The organism is Amylibacter sp. IMCC11727 (genome assembly GCF_029854195.1).
In the GTDB taxonomy this organism is placed as follows: Bacteria; Pseudomonadota; Alphaproteobacteria; order Rhodobacterales; family Rhodobacteraceae; genus Amylibacter.
On the sequence record NZ_CP122960.1, the window covers coordinates 2,403,506 to 2,420,085 of the forward strand.

Annotated in this window: 14 protein-coding genes; 3 read left to right on the forward strand and 11 right to left on the reverse strand. The window is 53.9% G+C overall.

Going from position 1 to position 16,580, the window contains the following annotated elements:
• Positions 1–50: 50 nt before the first annotated feature.
• Genes glyS through QBD29_RS12180 form a run of 3 tightly spaced genes read right to left on the reverse strand, consistent with a single transcriptional unit; the run spans position 51 to position 4,346 of the window.
• Positions 51–2,474 carry a glycine--tRNA ligase subunit beta gene (gene glyS, locus QBD29_RS12170; protein WP_280098362.1) on the reverse strand — a complete coding sequence of 808 codons (2,424 nt, stop codon included), beginning with the start codon at positions 2,472–2,474 and terminating at the stop codon, positions 51–53.
• A 1-nt stretch (position 2,475) separates the two neighbouring features.
• Positions 2,476–3,402 (reverse strand): DUF6446 family protein, encoded by a 927-nt coding sequence (locus QBD29_RS12175; RefSeq protein WP_280098363.1) that lies wholly within the window; start codon positions 3,400–3,402, stop codon positions 2,476–2,478.
• Positions 3,399–4,346, reverse strand: coding sequence for a glycine--tRNA ligase subunit alpha (locus tag QBD29_RS12180; protein ID WP_280098364.1), 948 nt, complete (start codon positions 4,344–4,346; stop codon positions 3,399–3,401). The genes QBD29_RS12175 and QBD29_RS12180 overlap by 4 nt, the downstream gene beginning before the upstream one ends.
• A gap of 274 nt (positions 4,347–4,620) precedes the next feature.
• Between QBD29_RS12180 and QBD29_RS12185 the strand changes: the two genes are divergently transcribed.
• Complete coding sequence (locus QBD29_RS12185; protein WP_280098365.1) at positions 4,621–6,000, forward strand: calcium-binding protein; 1,380 nt, start codon at positions 4,621–4,623, stop codon at positions 5,998–6,000.
• A gap of 76 nt (positions 6,001–6,076) precedes the next feature.
• Here the strand turns inward: QBD29_RS12185 and comE are convergent, their stop codons facing one another.
• The 7 genes from comE to QBD29_RS12220 all read right to left on the reverse strand — a co-directional run bounded on the left by comE (position 6,077) and on the right by QBD29_RS12220 (position 14,282).
• Positions 6,077–6,631 (reverse strand): sulfopyruvate decarboxylase subunit beta, encoded by a 555-nt coding sequence (comE, locus tag QBD29_RS12190; protein ID WP_280098366.1) that lies wholly within the window; start codon positions 6,629–6,631, stop codon positions 6,077–6,079.
• The gene (gene comD / locus QBD29_RS12195) at positions 6,628–7,134 is read right to left on the reverse strand and encodes a sulfopyruvate decarboxylase subunit alpha (RefSeq protein ID WP_280098367.1); all 507 of its coding nucleotides are present in this window, start codon (positions 7,132–7,134) and stop codon (positions 6,628–6,630) included. Before comD ends, comE begins: the two co-directional genes overlap by 4 nt.
• A 272-nt stretch (positions 7,135–7,406) precedes the next feature.
• Positions 7,407–8,987, reverse strand: a complete 1,581-nt coding sequence (locus QBD29_RS12200) for a 5-guanidino-2-oxopentanoate decarboxylase (protein WP_280098368.1) — start codon at positions 8,985–8,987, stop codon at positions 7,407–7,409.
• A gap of 1 nt (position 8,988) precedes the next feature.
• Complete coding sequence (locus QBD29_RS12205) at positions 8,989–10,437, reverse strand: TrkH family potassium uptake protein (protein WP_280098369.1); 1,449 nt, start codon at positions 10,435–10,437, stop codon at positions 8,989–8,991.
• A 49-nt stretch (positions 10,438–10,486) separates the two neighbouring features.
• Positions 10,487–11,614, reverse strand: coding sequence for a GTP cyclohydrolase FolE2 (folE2, locus tag QBD29_RS12210; protein ID WP_280098370.1), 1,128 nt, complete (start codon positions 11,612–11,614; stop codon positions 10,487–10,489).
• A 75-nt stretch (positions 11,615–11,689) separates the two neighbouring features.
• Positions 11,690–12,880 carry an O-succinylhomoserine sulfhydrylase gene (metZ, locus tag QBD29_RS12215; RefSeq protein WP_280098371.1) on the reverse strand — a complete coding sequence of 397 codons (1,191 nt, stop codon included), beginning with the start codon at positions 12,878–12,880 and terminating at the stop codon, positions 11,690–11,692.
• Positions 12,881–13,094: 214 nt separating this feature from the next.
• Positions 13,095–14,282: an FAD-dependent oxidoreductase gene (locus tag QBD29_RS12220; protein WP_280098372.1), complete on the reverse strand. Its 1,188-nt coding sequence runs from the start codon at positions 14,280–14,282 to the stop codon at positions 13,095–13,097.
• Between the two features lie 114 nt (positions 14,283–14,396).
• Here QBD29_RS12220 and QBD29_RS12225 point away from each other — a divergent pair, with 114 nt between their 5' ends.
• Both QBD29_RS12225 and QBD29_RS12230 read left to right on the forward strand, forming a co-directional pair.
• On the forward strand, positions 14,397–14,654 hold the full coding sequence (locus tag QBD29_RS12225; RefSeq protein ID WP_280098373.1) for a zf-TFIIB domain-containing protein: 258 nt from the start codon (positions 14,397–14,399) through the stop codon (positions 14,652–14,654).
• A gap of 118 nt (positions 14,655–14,772) precedes the next feature.
• Positions 14,773–15,471: a glutathione S-transferase N-terminal domain-containing protein gene (locus QBD29_RS12230; protein ID WP_280098374.1), complete on the forward strand. Its 699-nt coding sequence runs from the start codon at positions 14,773–14,775 to the stop codon at positions 15,469–15,471.
• 4 nt (positions 15,472–15,475) lie between these two features.
• On the opposite strand, the gene QBD29_RS12235 is transcribed toward QBD29_RS12230, so the two are convergent.
• Positions 15,476–16,534 carry a Hint domain-containing protein gene (locus tag QBD29_RS12235; protein ID WP_280098375.1) on the reverse strand — a complete coding sequence of 353 codons (1,059 nt, stop codon included), beginning with the start codon at positions 16,532–16,534 and terminating at the stop codon, positions 15,476–15,478.
• Positions 16,535–16,580 lie beyond the last annotated feature (46 nt).

Below are 16,580 nucleotides of genomic sequence, written 5' to 3' on the forward strand. Positions count from 1 at the left end.
AAAGCACAACCGCCCCCGAGTCAATCGGGGGCTTCTCCCAGACGGGATGCTTACCCTTCAACCTTGGTAAAGTCGGCAACCTGTCCCATCACGGTACGAATACGACTGAGCAAATTCAAACGGTTGCGGCGCACGGTATCGCTGTCCGCATTCACCTGAACTGCCTCAAAGAACGCATCAATCGGCCCGCGCAACGCCGCCATGGCGGTCATCGCCGCGCCAAAATCCTCGGTCTCCATCGCAGGAGCAATCGCCGCCTCTGCGGTGTCGAGCGCCCCGAACAACGCCCGTTCTTCATCCTGCTCTGCAAACTTAATGTCCGCACCGTAAGAATACTCAACGCCGTCCTTCTCCTCGGCCTGCGTCAAAATATTATTCGCCCGCTTGAACCCTTGCAGCAGGTTGGTCCCGTCGTCCGAGCCCACAAACCCCTGCAAAGCCTCCGCCCGCTTCACCAACGACGTGAAATCATCGTTGTTCGGCATCGCCAAACAAGCGTCGATCACATCGTGGGAAATGCCTTTGTCGCGGAGATAGACTTTGAGGCGGTCATGGAAGAAGGAGAGGATTGGCTTACTTTGATCGTCTAAGAACCACAGTAACTCGATAGTGTTGGCTTGGTACTTACCACCATCAACGAAACTAAGATCAATGCTATTTGCATCAATTCCCGACGAAATTTTTGCTGTTAGTTCCCCAATTTTGCACTTTTCAAGAGCATGGAAAGTGTTTCCGACTTCCTCAAATGTCGCCAAAAGCTCTGATTGTTCGAGCACCGCTTTATTTAAATCACGTGACAGGAAATCAATAAGATATTTGTCGCGACTTAAGGCTGCTTCAGCTTCTTCAATCACACCATCGGGGTACTGACCGTAAGCGATTTCATCGCTGCCGTCTAATATTTCTAATTCAGCTTGGTCAAAGGCGAAGGAAACTGATCGTCTTAGCTGAAAGTAAAAACCGTTCATTGCCAGAGACTTTAATGAGGCCCGTACCCCATTCTCCAACACCAACCGAATAACTCCCAGCGCCGCTCGGCGTAGCGCAAACGGGTCTTTACTCCCCGTCGGCTTTTCATCAATCGCCCAGAACCCTGTCAGCGTATCAATCTTATCCGCCAGCGCCACGGCCACAGACACAGGCGCGCTTGGCACATCGTCGCTTGGCCCCAGCGGCGAATAATGCTCTTGCGCCGCCGCTGCCACCTCAACGGATTTACCCGCTTCAACCGCATAATACCGCCCCATCAGCCCTTGCAGCTCTGGAAACTCATACACCATCTCAGACGACAAATCCGCCTTGGCAAATCGCGCCGCCTCTTCCGCCGCATCCGCATCCGCGCCCACCACAGGCGCGATCTCGCGGGCCAGCGCCGCAATGCGATCAATCCGCTCCGCCTGTGATCCCAGTTTATTGTGGAAGGTCACATTAGACAGCTTATCGGTCCACGCCGTGTAATCCTCCTGCGCCACGCGCAGGTCATTTTCCCAGAAAAACTTCGCATCCGACAACCGCGCGAACAGCACCTTCTGGTTCCCCGCCAAAATCGTCGCGCCATTATCAATCGTCTCGCGGTTCGCCACGGTCACGAACTTCTCAATCCGCTCAGTTTTCGGGTTCCGCACACTGAAAAACTTCTGATGTTCTTTCATGGATGTCTGCAACACCTCTGGCGGCAGCCCAAGGAAATCCTCGGCAATATCCCCCATCAGCACCACAGGCCATTCCACAAGGCCCGCAACCTCGGCCAGCAATCCTTTGTCTTCAACAACTTCCAGCCCCAGCGCAAACGCCCCGTTCGTCGCGTCATTCCAAATCGCCGCCGCACGTTCCTCGGCATCCAGCACAACATGCGCCTTCGCCAATTCCGCTTGATACTGCTCAAACGATGTTACCTTAAACGCATCAGGCGCATGGAACCGATGGCCGCAGGTCGTGTCACCCGACACAATCCCATCCACATCAAACGGCACAACCTCTGCACCCTCTGCATCATGCAAAATGCACAGGATAGAATGCAACGGCCGCACCCATTTCAACGCTCCAGCCCCCCAGCGCATGGATTTCGGCCACGGGAAATTGCGCACCACATTTGGCACCACATCCGCAATAATCGCGCTCGCATCCCGCCCTGGCTTTTCGATCAGGGCAAAATACACCTGCCCCTTCTTCTCGTCGCGCACCTCAAGCTGATCCTTCGAAACCCCAGCTCCGCGCAAGAACCCCTCAATCGCCTTTTCAGGCGCATCCACACGCGGCCCTTTGCGTTCTTCCTTCACATCGGGGGATCGATCCGTCAGCCCCACAACAGACAGGCACAAACGGCGCGGCGTCACAAACGCCCCCGCAGACTCGTACGTCAAACCCGCCTCAACCAGCCCGTCTGTGACCAGCTTTTTCAAATCCTCAGACGCACGCTTTTGCATCCGCGCAGGGATTTCTTCGGAAAACAGTTCTAACAGCAGATCAGCCATCTTATCTCGCCCGTCTCTGGTTCCACGCCACCGCGCGTCCATCTAAATACACAGCCACAACGCGGTCCACGCCCGGCCAAACATCGCGTTCCCCAACAAAGGCAACCGCCTCACCACTGGAAACCGCCGCTTTAACTTCATCCGCATCAAAACACGGCAGGGATGACACTGGATTGGTCGGCGCCACATCCTCTGTCACTTCATAACTCTCGGTCAGCAACCCCATCGACAGGGGCGTGGTGAAACACGCCCACAGGCTTTCGGGAATGGCATTGTCACTGGTGGCGCTTAACCCATCCAGCAAGATTTCTTCCGCCGCGCCGCCGTTCACAGGCGTCAATGCAATCGTCACATCCACGGGTCCAACACCACCAGTCACCACACCGGGCGTTTTAACTGCAGGCGCTGGTTCGGGTTTTGGGTCATCCACTGGCTCAACCATCGCAACCTCTTGTCCACATCCTTCGGGCAGGTCATCCCCATCAAATTGCGCCGTGCCACAGTCGTTAATCTGCCGCCACATATACGCATTCCCATCAGGATACTGCGCGATAAATCGCGAAAACCCAAATGGAGCATTCTTTTCCGCCAACAACACCACAGCCTTGTCCGCTTCGATATCCTTGGCAATCTTTTCCGCATCGAAACAGCCAAACCAAGACGGCGCCGTCAGCGGCTCCGCTTCTGCTTTATAGGTGTCTGATGGCACATAATCCCAATCGACAGTGAAACAGGCCCGCAATTTTAACGGCGATGTGTTCGCGTCAATGCCACGGTAATTGGAAACAGGCCAAGGATCACCAAAGGCGGTGATCTCACTCAACCCGTCCTGCCGCTCGTAATAAGCGTAGGTCTGGCTATACCAAAGCCCCGCCCCCGCCGCCAAAGCGACCGCTACAATACCACCAACCATCAACTTGCCATTCATTCCGCCGCAACCTCGGGCACAAATCCCCCTGCCTCTGTCTGCACAAAGGCATCGGCACACAGCTTAGACAGGCTGCGCACCCGCCCGATATAAGCTTGGCGCTCGGTCACCGAAATCACGCCCCGCGCATCCAGCAAGTTAAACAAATGGCTCGCCTTGATGCACTGATCATACGCAGGATGGGCCATCACAATGCGCTTGCCTGTTTTTGGGTCCTCGTAAGGTGCATCCAAAATCCGCTGGCACTCTGCCTCTGCATCCTCGAAATGCTTCAACAGGGTATCCGTATCAGCCACATCAAAATTCCAGCGGCTGTATTCCTGCTCCGTCTGCTTGAACACATCCCCGTAAGACAACGGGATCGGCGCATCTGGATCGTTGTACGGCATGTCCATCACGTGATCGACGCCCAGCACATACATGGCCAACCGCTCCAACCCATAGGTCAGCTCGCCTGAGACAGGTTTGCAATCATGCCCCCCCACCTGCTGGAAATACGTGAACTGAGACACTTCCATCCCATCACACCATACTTCCCAACCCAGACCCCACGCGCCCAGCGTTGGTGATTCCCAATCGTCTTCTACGAATCGGATATCATGCAAATCCATGTCGATTCCGATTGCCTCAAGCGATCCAAGGTACAACGCCTGCAAATCGGGCGGGCTCGGTTTGATCAAAACCTGATACTGATAATAGTGCTGCAAGCGGTTTGGGTTTTCACCATACCGCCCATCCGTCGGGCGCCGCGATGGCTGCACATAGGCCGCGGCCCAAGATTTCGACCCAAGCGAACGCAATGTTGTCGCTGGATGGAATGTACCCGCCCCCACTTCCATGTCGTAAGGCTGCATCACGGCACAACCCTTAGCGGCCCAGTAGGCCTGAAGGCGCAAGATAATCTCTTGAAACGACTTTGGTTTGGTTTTTTCCACCACAGACATAACGGCTTCCTTGCAGGGGTTTGTTTCCTTGCGCCCTCTCTAGGCAAAGCCAGCAACGGGGTCAATTCCAACCACAAAACTGCGGCAGAACGGCCAAAGTTCAGCATCTTAATCCTGCCCCTTTTCCGCCCAATTCGCCACAAAAAATGCGACAAAAATGCAACGGAACTGCTAACTGCCTTCGATAGCGCGAAAAAAATGTGTTGGAAATTGGGCGCAAATAGTTAACAAGACATCTCTAGGTTGGGGGCAACAACCTATTCAAGGCGCGATTATGAGCTTTACTTTTGATTACGGTACAGACGCCTCAGTTGGCTTTGCCGAAACTCTCGAACTCCTGACAACTGGCATTTATGGCGGAACCATCATCCAACAGGATGGCAATACTTATCAGATTGAAAGTGGCGGTCGCACCTACACCTTCACTGGCTCAGGCTTCACTTATATTACAGTTTCAGGACAAACCCTGCTGGCTGGCGGCACAATTGACGGAATTTCAACGTCACAAGGCGGTGCGCTGCTTGGTAACCTCACGAACCTGAACCTCGCCTCTGCTGATTTATCCTCTGCATTTTTGAATGAACTATTGGGCTATGACCCACTCGCACTCGAAAATCTGTTTTTGTCCCAAGATTGGACATTCAACGGCACGGATGACGCGCAAGTTCTCACACTTGATATGACAACACCGGACGGCGTGCCATACGCCCCTATCGGCAATGACACGGCCTATCTTGGCGGTGGCAACGATGTGTTTGCCTTGGGTTTGGGCAACGACACGATGTTTGGCGGGTCTGGCAACGACGAACTCTACGGCAACGAAGGGGACGACGAACTCTTCGGTGGCTCCGGTCGCGACCAACTATTTGGCGGCGCGGACAACGATGTGATCAATGGCGGCAATGGCATTGACCAAATCTTCGGCGGCAACGGCGATGATCTGCTGTATGGTGCAGGGTCCAAAGACTCCATGCGTGGTGGTCGCGGCGAAGACACAATGTACGGTGGCTCTGATGATGACACTATGTACGGCGAAGATGACAAAGACGTTATGTACGGCGACGGTGGCGACGATCTGATGTTTGGCGGCTCTAAGGGTGGCACAGACAGAATGTACGGCGGTGCGGGCAACGACAATATGTTCGGCGGCAACGCACGGGACAAAATGTACGGCGACGCAGGCAATGACACGCTTAGCGGTGATCTGGGCAACGACCAAATGTTCGGTGGCACAGGCAACGATTTCCTGATCGGCGGAACGGGCCATGACCGTATGTACGGCGGTGCAGACAACGACGTTCTGGATGGTGGAATTGGCAACGATCGCCTGTACGGGATCGAAGGGGAAAACACCTTTATCGGCGGTGCAGGCGATGATCGCATGTATTCAGGTGCAGACGCAGATACATTCGTGTTCAACAGCCTAACCAACACGGGCAATGACGACATTTACAACTATGATACGTCCCAAGACACGCTCGACATCGACTTTACCGCATTCCTCAACATCAGCATCCTATCTGACTCTGTTGTGATCGACCATTCAGGTGGGTCAATCACGCTGAACGACCTGTCGATCACAAATTTCGCGGAATACAATGCGCTGCTCGCAAGCATTGACTCGTCATTCGATGATCCTTTTGCTGTCGGTTAAACACGACACCAAAAGACAGAAAAAGCCGCGCAAGTTGGGGGACTTGCGCGGCTTTTTTGTGTTCAGGGCACGCGTTTTAGGACGCGACTGCCTTCATGAAACGGTCACGGATCACAACAGGGTCCATCGTGATCACAGGCAGCTTAATGTTGCCGCTGTCACATTTCACGACCATGATGGTCATCTTCTTGCTGTCGATGGCCGCTTGCAGCGTTTTGCCCGTGTCAACATCCTGACACACCACAACATTTTCACACCCACAGGCCTTTGCGACCTCTTCCAGCTTGGTCTTTTTACCAGCGTATGTGGGCTGATCCCCCGTGGAGCCATAGGACCCATTGTCGATGATCATCAGGATAAAGTTATCCGCCACATTGTTGGCAATCGTCGGCAATGTGCCAAGGTTGGTCAAAACCGATCCGTCTCCATCAATCGAGATCACGGTCTTGTCTTGCGCCAAGGCAAGGCCAAAGCCGATTGACGAAGACAGGCCCATTGTGCCCAGCATGTAAAAATTCTTCTCATTGTCATCGATCATATGCAGCTCTTGGCTCGGCAAACCGATGTTACAGACAACCAATTGGTCACGAAGAATTGGCGCGATTTCGCGTAGGATTTCAGAACGGATCATTGGTCGCCATAGCCTCCCCAGAAAGACGCATCCGTCAGGATGGCCACAGGTTTGTTGCACATAAATGTGTATTTCAGGATTTCGTCAAACTCTGCCACATCCGATTCCTTGTGGAAATGGAACGTTGGAATGTTCAACTGGTTCAACAACGCCTTGGTGTGAACCGCCATTTCAACCTGACAGGCCACAGGCTCGCGCAGCTCTCCGCGATAGGAAATCAGCATCGGCAACGGCATACGATAGTACTGGATCAACGTGGCCAGCGTGTTGATCGTCACCCCAATCGCTGTGTTCTGCATGATGATCGCAGGGCGTTTTCCACCCATATATGCACCCGCGCACAGGCCCATACCTTCATCTTCTTTGTTCGAAGGAATGTGGAAAATATCAGGGCTGGCTTCCACTGCGTCGATCACACCTGCCAGCTGTTTGCACGGCACAGTGGTGATGAATTCGACGTTGTTTTTCACCAGATCGGCAACAATCTTGTCGTTCACGTCCATTGTTCAAATGTCCTTAGGGGTTTCGCTGTGCCCTTATGTTCGCAAATCCCGAAGTACGACAACGCAAATCGGGCAAATCTGCCCGAAATCAAAACATTCCTTCGGGAAATGCGAAATCGGTGCATCATGACGGCTTCAAGCCATGCACGCAAACGCGTGGGGCATTCACATGTTCCAGCCAAACAGTGTTACCAAATCCATAACCCAGACGCGTTGTCTATGACGCGTGGTGTTAGACGCGTCTTATATGACGCGTCATGATTAACCTTCCATTAACTTAAAACCTCAGGAGTGAGGTAAATCAACGTCGGTCCATCCTGATCAAACGCCTCTGCAATCGCCTTTTGCATCTCCTCCAAACTGCTTGGCGTGGCGGATTTCGCCCCCCATGCCTCGGCCAATTTGCAAAAGTCAGGGTTCAGCGCCTGCACCGCATTTGGCGCGATTTGCGAGCGTACCATGCAATCTTCGATTTCTTTCAGTTTAGCATTGTCCCACAGAATAATCGGCAGGCTCAGCCCCAGCTCCACCGCAACGCCCAATTCCTGCACAGTATATTGAAACCCATAATCCCCCGCGATGGCGATCACAGGTGCGTTGCCAACGCCGATTTTACCACCGATGGCCGCAGGCAGTGCATAGCCGAGCGTGCCAAAGCCGTAAGGGTGATGCCAACACTTTGGCGCCGTCATCGTTGTCGTTTCCCGTCCGACATAGGCGAATTGCGTCATGTCAGAAAAAATCTGACATCCCGCAGGCAGGGCTTCGATCACGCGATCCACAATATCCGCAATACCGGGCCGCTCTGCATCCGTTTCCGCCCGCCAACGCGCTTTTGCTGCGGCAACGTCATTTGCATCCCATCCACTGCTGGATTTGGTCGCCACGGCCTGTTCCAATGCAGCCAAAAACGCACGCGCATCAGCCACACAACACACATCCTGATTCACTTGTGGCTGCGAAAATACGCTTGGATCAATATCAATGCGCACCATCGGGCAGTCATGCCCCAAATGATCGCGCCATGTGTCGGTCTCGGCCAGTTCACTGCCCACAACCACCAGCAGATCAGCCTGGGCAAAAACACGTTCCGCCTCGCCTCGTGCCAAATACGTCCCAAATGCCAACGGATCATCCGCCGCCGAAATGCCACTGCCTGCATAACTGGTAAAGCTCGCGCCTTTCACCTTGGCCATCAGCGCACGCGCCGCATCTACCGCATTCGCCGCCCCGCCACCAAACACAAACAATGGCTGCGTGGCCTGATCAAGCGCGGCAGCCACTGCACTCACATCTTCAGCTCTTGGCACAGGTAAATGCCCCACACGCTTTGGCACACCCGCGTCAGCAGTTGCCCCTAACACATCAATCGGCACTTGAATGTGCTTGCTGCGCGGCCGCTGCGATGCAAATTCCACAAACGCACGATTAACCAATTCATACGCCGCCTCCGCAGTCTTCGCCTCTTCGGACCAATCGCACACGGTTTCCGCCGCCGCCCGCTGATCGTTCATCTGGTGCAATTGCCCCTTCTTGGCCGCCACCTCATCCAAACAACTTGATATCACCAACATCGGCACACTGTCGGAATAGGCCTGCCCCATCGGCGTCATGATATTGCACACCCCTGGCCCCGTAATCACATAAGCCACCCCGGGCTTCCCCGTGGCGCGCGCATACCCGTCTGCCATAAACCCAGCACCCTGTTCATGACGCGCCAAAACATGGGTAATCCCCGCCTCTTCGATGCCGCGATACATCTCCACATTATGCACACCGGGAATGCCAAAAATCGTGTCCACGCCACGGTCTTTCAACATATGCGAAATCTGCGCGCCTAAAGGTCGTTTCATCTTAACTTCTCCAAAAATTAGCCGTGAACAGCACAAAAACGGCCATCAATTCCAGCCGCCCCATCAACATCCCAAGGGCCAGCAACCATTTGGCCGTGTCGTTCAATCCACCGAAATTTCCCGCTGGGCCGATCTCCGTCCCCAAGCCCGGCCCCACATTGGCCAACGCCGTCGCCGCCCCAGAAATAGACGTAATCGTATCCAGCCCCGTCATCCCCAACGCCACAGAAAGGACAGCCAAGGACAAAAGGAAAAACATGAAAAACGCCATCACCGAAGACATAACATCAGCCGGCACAGATCGTTTATTGTACTTCGGCGTGAACACGCCATTGGGGCTGTGCAACCGCCTGATTTGCGCGGATATCGACGCAAACAATAACTGGAACCGAAACACTTTGATCGAACAGGTGGTGGATCCCGCACACCCACCAATCAGCCCTATCATAAAGAACAGCGTGACAGGGAAATCCCCCCACCGCCCATAATTGTCCGACGCGTATCCAGTGCCTGTCAGGATTGACACACCATTAAACAACGATTTGCGAAACGACCGCTCCAGATCAGATGACACAAACGCCCAGTGCCATAAAAACAGGATCAGGATCACGCTCACCACAAACATAAAAAACACGCGTATCTGACTGTCTGCAAACAGCGGCGCAGCTGACCCGTTCATCAACTGAACATAGCGCACAAATGGCAATGCAGCGGCCAACATAAACACCACGGCCACATATTCCGCCCCCGCACCCAGCTGCGCAAAACTCGTGTCGTAATTGGCAAACCCACCCGTGGCGATTGTGGTCATCGCATGGACCAACGCATCAAACAGGCCCAGCCCCGACAGGGAGTAGGCCACGATACAGGCAACGGTCAGCCCCAAATAAATCGACCAGATGGATTTCGCAATTTGGGCCGCTTGGGGCAAGATTTTCCCCATGGTATCAAAGCCTTCGGTGCGGAAAAGGTGCATACCACCAACCCGCAGTACAGGCAAAAACACCATGGCGACAACGATAATCCCGATGCCGCCAAACCACTGCATCAACCCACGCCACAACAAAATGCCACGCGGCTTTATCGACAGTTCGGAAAACACCGTGGACCCCGTGGTGGTCAGCGCCGACATGGCTTCGAAAAACCCATCCACCAACCGCGCGTCTGTGGCCCCGATCCAAAACGGCAACGCCCCGAAAACAGGCAAAACCACCCAAACACCCGTCGTCAGAATGAACGTCTGCTGAATGGTCAAACCGCCCGTATTGCTGTTGGCACAGGCCAACGCCACAGACCCACCCGCAATAATCGACAAAAGCCCTGACAGCGCAAACACCCACCAATGGCCGTTGCCGTCATACACGTCCATCATCATCGGCAGAACCATCGTCCCACCGAGCGCTACAACCAACAGGCCAATCACATAGATTGCAGGACGTACATCAAACATGATGGAAGGCTTGGCCCTAAGGCTTCAAACTGTCAAGCGAACTCGCGCCTTATCCGCGATGAATAAGTGTCTCAAACATCTTTGGATCAAAGCTGGATTGCTCAAACAACGGACCACGGCACAGCACTGAAATCGCATCATGGCTGTGCAGGCTTTCCTGATGGCTTGCCACCACACGAAAGTCCCCGATCCGCGCATCCGAAGCGAGCGATTGGTAAAACAACCGCACCGCATCTTCGACAAAAATCGGATTGGCCGCGTTCAACTCTGCAAAGGCTTGCTCGTCTTCACGCTTCACCATCACCTGCGTTTCCGTTGGAACCGCATCGTGACACAGCGCAACGACATCTTCGAACCACAGGGTTTCCCCAGGCAGAACCTCTACAGACACTCGCGCAACAGACCGCTGTGAATGCGGTGTGGCCAACTGGCCGCGCGTGCGACGCGCATGTTCAGACAGTTCCAGCGAACATGGACAGGTGGATGAATACACATAATCCACATGCAAAATCCGCGTCTTAACCCCGTTGTGATAGGTGCTTTCCAGCGCGATATCATAATACTGATACCCCTCCAGACCCGACCGCAACGATTGCTTTTTCATCGGGAAAGACAACCGCATTTGAATGCGTGCATCCAAACTGTCCAAATCCGTCACATAGTCGCCCAGCGCGGCATCCATCACGTCAAAGCTGAACACACTGTCAGCATGGGTATAAAATGACCGCATAATGCGGCTCATATTGATACCCTTTTTGTTTTCTTCCAGCGAAACAGACCCCGTAACCGAGGTTTCCAAAACCATCTCGCCTTTGTCCCGCGTCAAATACCGCAGCGGCAAACGGAAATTGGAAATCCCGACATGCTGAATAGCAGTCTTGGCGCCACGGATCAGGCTCGCAGGGCCGTTTTGTAAATCAGGCAGCCCAGCGATATACGCCTTATCCGCCACCAAATCGGTGGGATATTCGGTCGATAGGGCAGGATACCCTTCGCCTAAGCCACGCGCCAACGCGCCAGCTGCATCAATTGGGGCCAAATTCGCAAAAGCGGTCGCATCATTACCCGATGCCCAGCGCCGCAAAACTGCCAACGCCTCTCTCGCTTCTTGTTCTGTTGGGGCGTCATTGCCCTTAGAACGAATTTCGGTCTCTATTTCCGGGTCATGAAGGTTCATGAGTTACCCCTTTGGTTTAACCGTGATTGCCCCTTATATGGCGTTGCGGGGGTAAATTACCACCCATAACCCCAATTAAGACGCTAAGGCCCCTCTGATATCAGCCAGCAAATCGTGCTGATCTTCCAAACCGACAGAAATGCGTACCAATCCGTCTGAAATCCCCAATGCCGCCCGCTGATCATCGCTCAATCGCTGATGAGTCGTGGTTGCTGGGTGTGTGACAAGGCTCTTGGCATCGCCCAAGTTGTTCGAAATCCGCACGATTTTCAACGCATTCAAAAACTTAAACGCCGCTGGTTTACCACCTTTGATATCCAGCGAAATCACCGTCCCGCCTCGTTCCATCTGCGCCTTTGCCAAATTCTGCTGCGGGTGATCTTTTGCAAAGGGATAGGCCACACGGTTCAACGCCTCATGCCCAAACAGCTCTTCGCTCAAAAACGCGGCCGTTGTCGCCTGCGCCTCACAACGCAACGCCATGGTTTCCAGCCCCTTAACCATCACCCAAGCATTAAACGGGCTCATCGCCGCGCCTGTGTGTTTCAGATAGGTCTGCAATGGCCCCTTGATGAACTCACGGCTTCCCAGAACCACACCACCAAGGCACCGCCCCTGCCCATCAATGTGTTTGGTTGCGGAATAAATCACCACATCCGCACCCAGATCAAACGTGCGCTGGAACACGGGCGTGGCAAAGACATTATCCACAACAACCACTGCGCCAACCGCATGGGCAATCTCTGAAACACCTTTAATATCAATAACTTCCAACGTAGGATTGGAAATACTCTCAAGGAATACAACCTTTGTATCCGCCCGAACCGCTGCTTTCCATTCGTTCAAATCTGTCCCATCCACCAGCGTCACTTCGATACCAAACCGTGGCAGAATATCTTCGACAATAAACAGACACGATCCAAACAGCGCCCGCGCCGCAACCAGATGATCCCCGCCACGCAACAGGCTCATCAACGCCCCATTGACAGCCGCCATGCCGCTGGCGGTGGCAAAGGCGTCTTCAGCCCCTTCCAGCACTGCGATCCGTTCTTCAAACATCCGCACCGTTGGGTTGCCATAACGCGCATAGATGAACTCATCCTCACCGCTTTCGATAAACCGCGCCTCGGCTTGCTCCGCACTTTCGTACAAAAAACCCTGCGTCAGATAGAGCGCCTCAGACAGTTCCCCAAATTGCGACCGTTTTGCACCCGCATGCACCAATTTCGTTTTCGCTGACCAATTTTCCACAGCCACACTCTCCATTTCGGGGCTGCAAAAGGGGGCAGCCCAACAAAAAACCCCAACCGTTGGAACGATCGGGGTGCGAATGAATTTGCCCTCGACCTTTTAGTGGTAAGAGCATCCCTAAAAACGCTCAGATTAACGTGGCCCACAATCCGGTTACAAATCGCCACAACCAATGCCTACGCCAGCAACCAAGGGGCGTCAACATCCCAAAACGCAACATAATCACATATTATGGTTTGAAATCGGTTAAATACGCGCCCGCAGGCATGCCCTGCCCCGATGCGACCAGCGCGCCCAAACGCCCCAATTCATCGCCACATTTGGCCCCCGCCCCATTGCCAGCTGTCAACACAACACATTGATCCGATTGCGCATATATCAGCGGATTGCCCTTGGGCGTGAACGACGTGGCACAACTGCCAAAACTCACCGATTTACAATCCAATCCAGGCATCAACTCCTTGAATTTTTCCGCCAAAAACCCCGCAACCTCCGCATTCCCTGGCCCGCGAAACCAATCTTTCATTTCTTCAACGGTCTCAAGCGGCACATCCACAGGATCGCCCCCAATCTTCAGATACAGTTTCCCATCAGGATACCGAACTGGCGGCAACATATAAGGCTCGTAACTCAAATCTGGGGGCATATAGATCATCGACGGCATCTCTGCCAACCGCTCTGCCTCGGCCTCATCAATCTCCAAAAACGCAATCGTGCGCGCATAAACCGTCATCGGAATCGGCTCAATCAACAGACCCTCTGCCTTGGAAAACGGGCCACAGGCCACAACAACTTTGCCCGCATTAAACTGCTGTCCATCCGCACAGGTCACCGTCACCTGACCTTTGCAATATTCCACGTCTACCACTTCGCCGCGAAGCACATCTGCGCCGCCCCTTTGCGCTGCCGTGATTTCCGCAGTCACATGAGCCCTCGGATTGATCCACCCGCCTGTGCCCGTTTCATAAAGACCCACAACCTCCTCTGGGAACGCGAAAAACGGGAACCGTCGGGCTAATCCCGCCGCGTCCAAATCTTCATATGCAATACCCTGATCCGCGGCCACTTTTCGGCTGCGCTCAACCAACCACGCCCCCTCACCCTTGTCTGGCCCTGCAATCAATGCCCCAACAGGATGAAAAAAAGTCTGCTCGCCCGCCGCTTCGATCTCGGCGTAACGCGCAATGGATCGGCTCGAAAACCGCGCCCAATCCGCCTTACTGTCAAGCCGCCGTGTGATGCGCGCCTGATCGTAATGGCTTGCGAAAACCCCTTCATGTCGGGCCTTATCCGTTGGCTCCTCTTGCCCCACCAACAGTGTCTTAACTCCGAGCCCAACCAGATGCCGCGCCGCAGAGCTGCCCATCATACCCGCGCCTATGACAATCACTTCATACTGTTTTGACCCTGCCGCCATGTTCCCACACTTTCTGATAGCCTGCGGTGAAAATGTCGCATCTGACCGCTCTTGCCCAGCGCAAACTTCGCCCCAACTTATATCCTGACTAAAATAGAAAGGAATTTAATAGTCATGCAATGCCCAATCGACGGAGCCCAGCTCGTAATGTCAGACCGCAACGGTGTCGAAATTGATTACTGCCCCACCTGCCGCGGTGTCTGGCTGGATCGCGGTGAATTGGACAAGATCATTGAACGCAGTGCTGCAGCCGCCCCTCAAGCGCATCCAGCCCGCGCAGCCGATCCGCAAGACTATGGTTCCAAACACGACCGAAAGCCCAAAAAGAAAAATAAGATGGGCGGTTTCTTAGAAGACATCTTCGATTTCTAGCGCCTCTCCCCCTAATCCGCGCTAGTCTGAGAGGGCAGGCTCCCCTTCCTGCCCTCTCGCTTTCCTGTTGCACGGTCTCCAAAGCTACGGCACGCTCTCTTCAACCAAGGAGCATCCCATGCAAGACCCAATCGACCTTTACTATTGGCCCACACCCAACGGTTGGAAAATTTCCATCGCGCTCGAAGAATTCGGCCTGCCCTACAAAACCCACCTCATCAACATCGGTCAGGGCGATCAATTTGATCCTGATTTCCTGAAAATCGCACCCAACAACCGTATGCCCGCCATCACCGATCCCAACGGCCCAGACGGAAAGCCGATTTCAATTTTCGAGTCAGGCGCCATTCTCCAATATCTTGCCCGCAAAACGGGTAAATTTGGCGGCACGTCCGAACGCAATCGCATCGCCGTCGATCAGTGGCTCATGTGGCAAATGGGCGGTGTTGGCCCCATGGCGGGCCAAACCCATCACTTCATCAAATACGCCCCCCACATGGACCCTCCCCAAGACATTCCTTACGCCAAAGACCGCTACCGCGCTGAAACCGCACGGCTTTATGGCGTATTAGATCGTCAACTTGCAGGCCAAGATTACATTTGCGGCGGCTACTCCATCGCCGATATGGCCGTATGGCCCTGGGCGAGCCTGTGGGAAGGCCAAGAACAAACACTCGACGACAAACCCAACCTCGCCGCGTGGCTCAACCGCGTCGCCAATCGCCCAGCAGTACAGCGTGGCCGCGCCCATTACGCCGAACTGCGCTCTGACAATCGGGGAAAAGACGCACAAAACAACCTGTTTAAAACGAAATAGACGCCTAGAGCGCGGCATCCAACAAATTAGTCGTTCGATCTGAAACACAAACCCGCGCGGGCAGGATATTGAGCTCGTCTGCGCGATCTACGTCAAAAATTGCCAAAAGGTCTGCGTGAACAGGAATGATCTCTGCAACCTCGGCGCTTGGCAAAAAGCTTTCGCTTTCCAACCCGTCAACCATCAAAACTTCATGCTCATCAAAGATGAGATGGTAGTAGTCCACATCCATCTGCGCATCCACCAACAGAATGCTATGATCATTCAACAGCTTTTTCGCTGGCACCAAAACTTCGTCCTCGCCGTACAGCAACGCCGCCTGCCAACCCGACACTAAAACCCGATGTTGTTGAGACACCATCGTGTCTCGCTCTGGGCACCCTTCACCAAATGCGTCTTTCTTGATCAGAACTGGACGCAGCGCCATTTTATGCCGCAGTGCCGCCGCAGGATAAGAGGTTTTTGCGATCCAGCGCACGCTCTGAAATCCACGATCCAGCGTCCAAACCTGATCGCCACGTTCAAGTGTTTCAATCGGCACATCACCAACGTCGGTTCTTACCAAACTGCCTTTGGTGAAACACGGCGGTGTTGCCAAACTTGAATACGCAATGCTCGGCCCTTCTTGGTGCGAGACATAGGTTAAATCTTCCCCGATGGGTGGGAACCCACCAACACCCCCGACAAAGGCCAAACCTTCAACCGTCCCATACGACGGGAACGGCGAACCTGTCTCATTAATATTGACTGCCACAAACGTATATTCGTTGCCCGCGCTGTCTTCAAAAACCACAGAATACTCTGCTTCTACCCGAAACCCAGCGGCGTAGGACACACCATCATAATCCGTCCCATCCGTTTTGGTTTGGCCATTGTTGCTGTCTTGGAAATTGCTGTTACCGTCTTCAATATCCAACGTTTCCCAGTTGTTGTTTTCCAACCGGATCGTTGCTCCGACCAAATTCGACCCATTGCCGCCCGTCTCACCTGACAAGGATCCTGTCGTCCCGCCCGTCACAGTAATATTGCTCGCGCCGAGCGTATAAATGGTCTGCGTTGGCATACTGCTGTCTCCATGCAAAGGCAGCCGTCTTTGCGGCTATTGCATC

Excerpts from the sequence above, each read along its gene's own strand:
- QBD29_RS12220 (WP_280098372.1), bottom strand. The coding sequence starts at position 14,282 with ATGGCGGCAGGGTCAAAACAGTATGAAGTGATTGTCATAGGCGCGGGT.
- comE (WP_280098366.1), bottom strand. The coding sequence starts at position 6,631 with ATGATCCGTTCTGAAATCCTACGCGAAATCGCGCCAATTCTTCGTGAC.
- QBD29_RS12205 (WP_280098369.1), bottom strand. The coding sequence starts at position 10,437 with ATGTTTGATGTACGTCCTGCAATCTATGTGATTGGCCTGTTGGTTGTA.
- metZ (WP_280098371.1), bottom strand. The coding sequence starts at position 12,880 with ATGGAGAGTGTGGCTGTGGAAAATTGGTCAGCGAAAACGAAATTGGTG.
- comD (WP_280098367.1), bottom strand. The coding sequence starts at position 7,134 with ATGGACGTGAACGACAAGATTGTTGCCGATCTGGTGAAAAACAACGTC.
- QBD29_RS12175 (WP_280098363.1), bottom strand. The coding sequence starts at position 3,402 with ATGAATGGCAAGTTGATGGTTGGTGGTATTGTAGCGGTCGCTTTGGCG.
- glyS (WP_280098362.1), bottom strand. The coding sequence starts at position 2,474 with ATGGCTGATCTGCTGTTAGAACTGTTTTCCGAAGAAATCCCTGCGCGG.
- folE2 (WP_280098370.1), bottom strand. The coding sequence starts at position 11,614 with ATGAACCTTCATGACCCGGAAATAGAGACCGAAATTCGTTCTAAGGGC.
- QBD29_RS12185 (WP_280098365.1), top strand. The coding sequence starts at position 4,621 with ATGAGCTTTACTTTTGATTACGGTACAGACGCCTCAGTTGGCTTTGCC.
- QBD29_RS12225 (WP_280098373.1), top strand. The coding sequence starts at position 14,397 with ATGCAATGCCCAATCGACGGAGCCCAGCTCGTAATGTCAGACCGCAAC.
- QBD29_RS12230 (WP_280098374.1), top strand. The coding sequence starts at position 14,773 with ATGCAAGACCCAATCGACCTTTACTATTGGCCCACACCCAACGGTTGG.
- QBD29_RS12200 (WP_280098368.1), bottom strand. The coding sequence starts at position 8,987 with ATGAAACGACCTTTAGGCGCGCAGATTTCGCATATGTTGAAAGACCGT.
- QBD29_RS12180 (WP_280098364.1), bottom strand. The coding sequence starts at position 4,346 with ATGTCTGTGGTGGAAAAAACCAAACCAAAGTCGTTTCAAGAGATTATC.
- QBD29_RS12235 (WP_280098375.1), bottom strand. The coding sequence starts at position 16,534 with ATGCCAACGCAGACCATTTATACGCTCGGCGCGAGCAATATTACTGTG.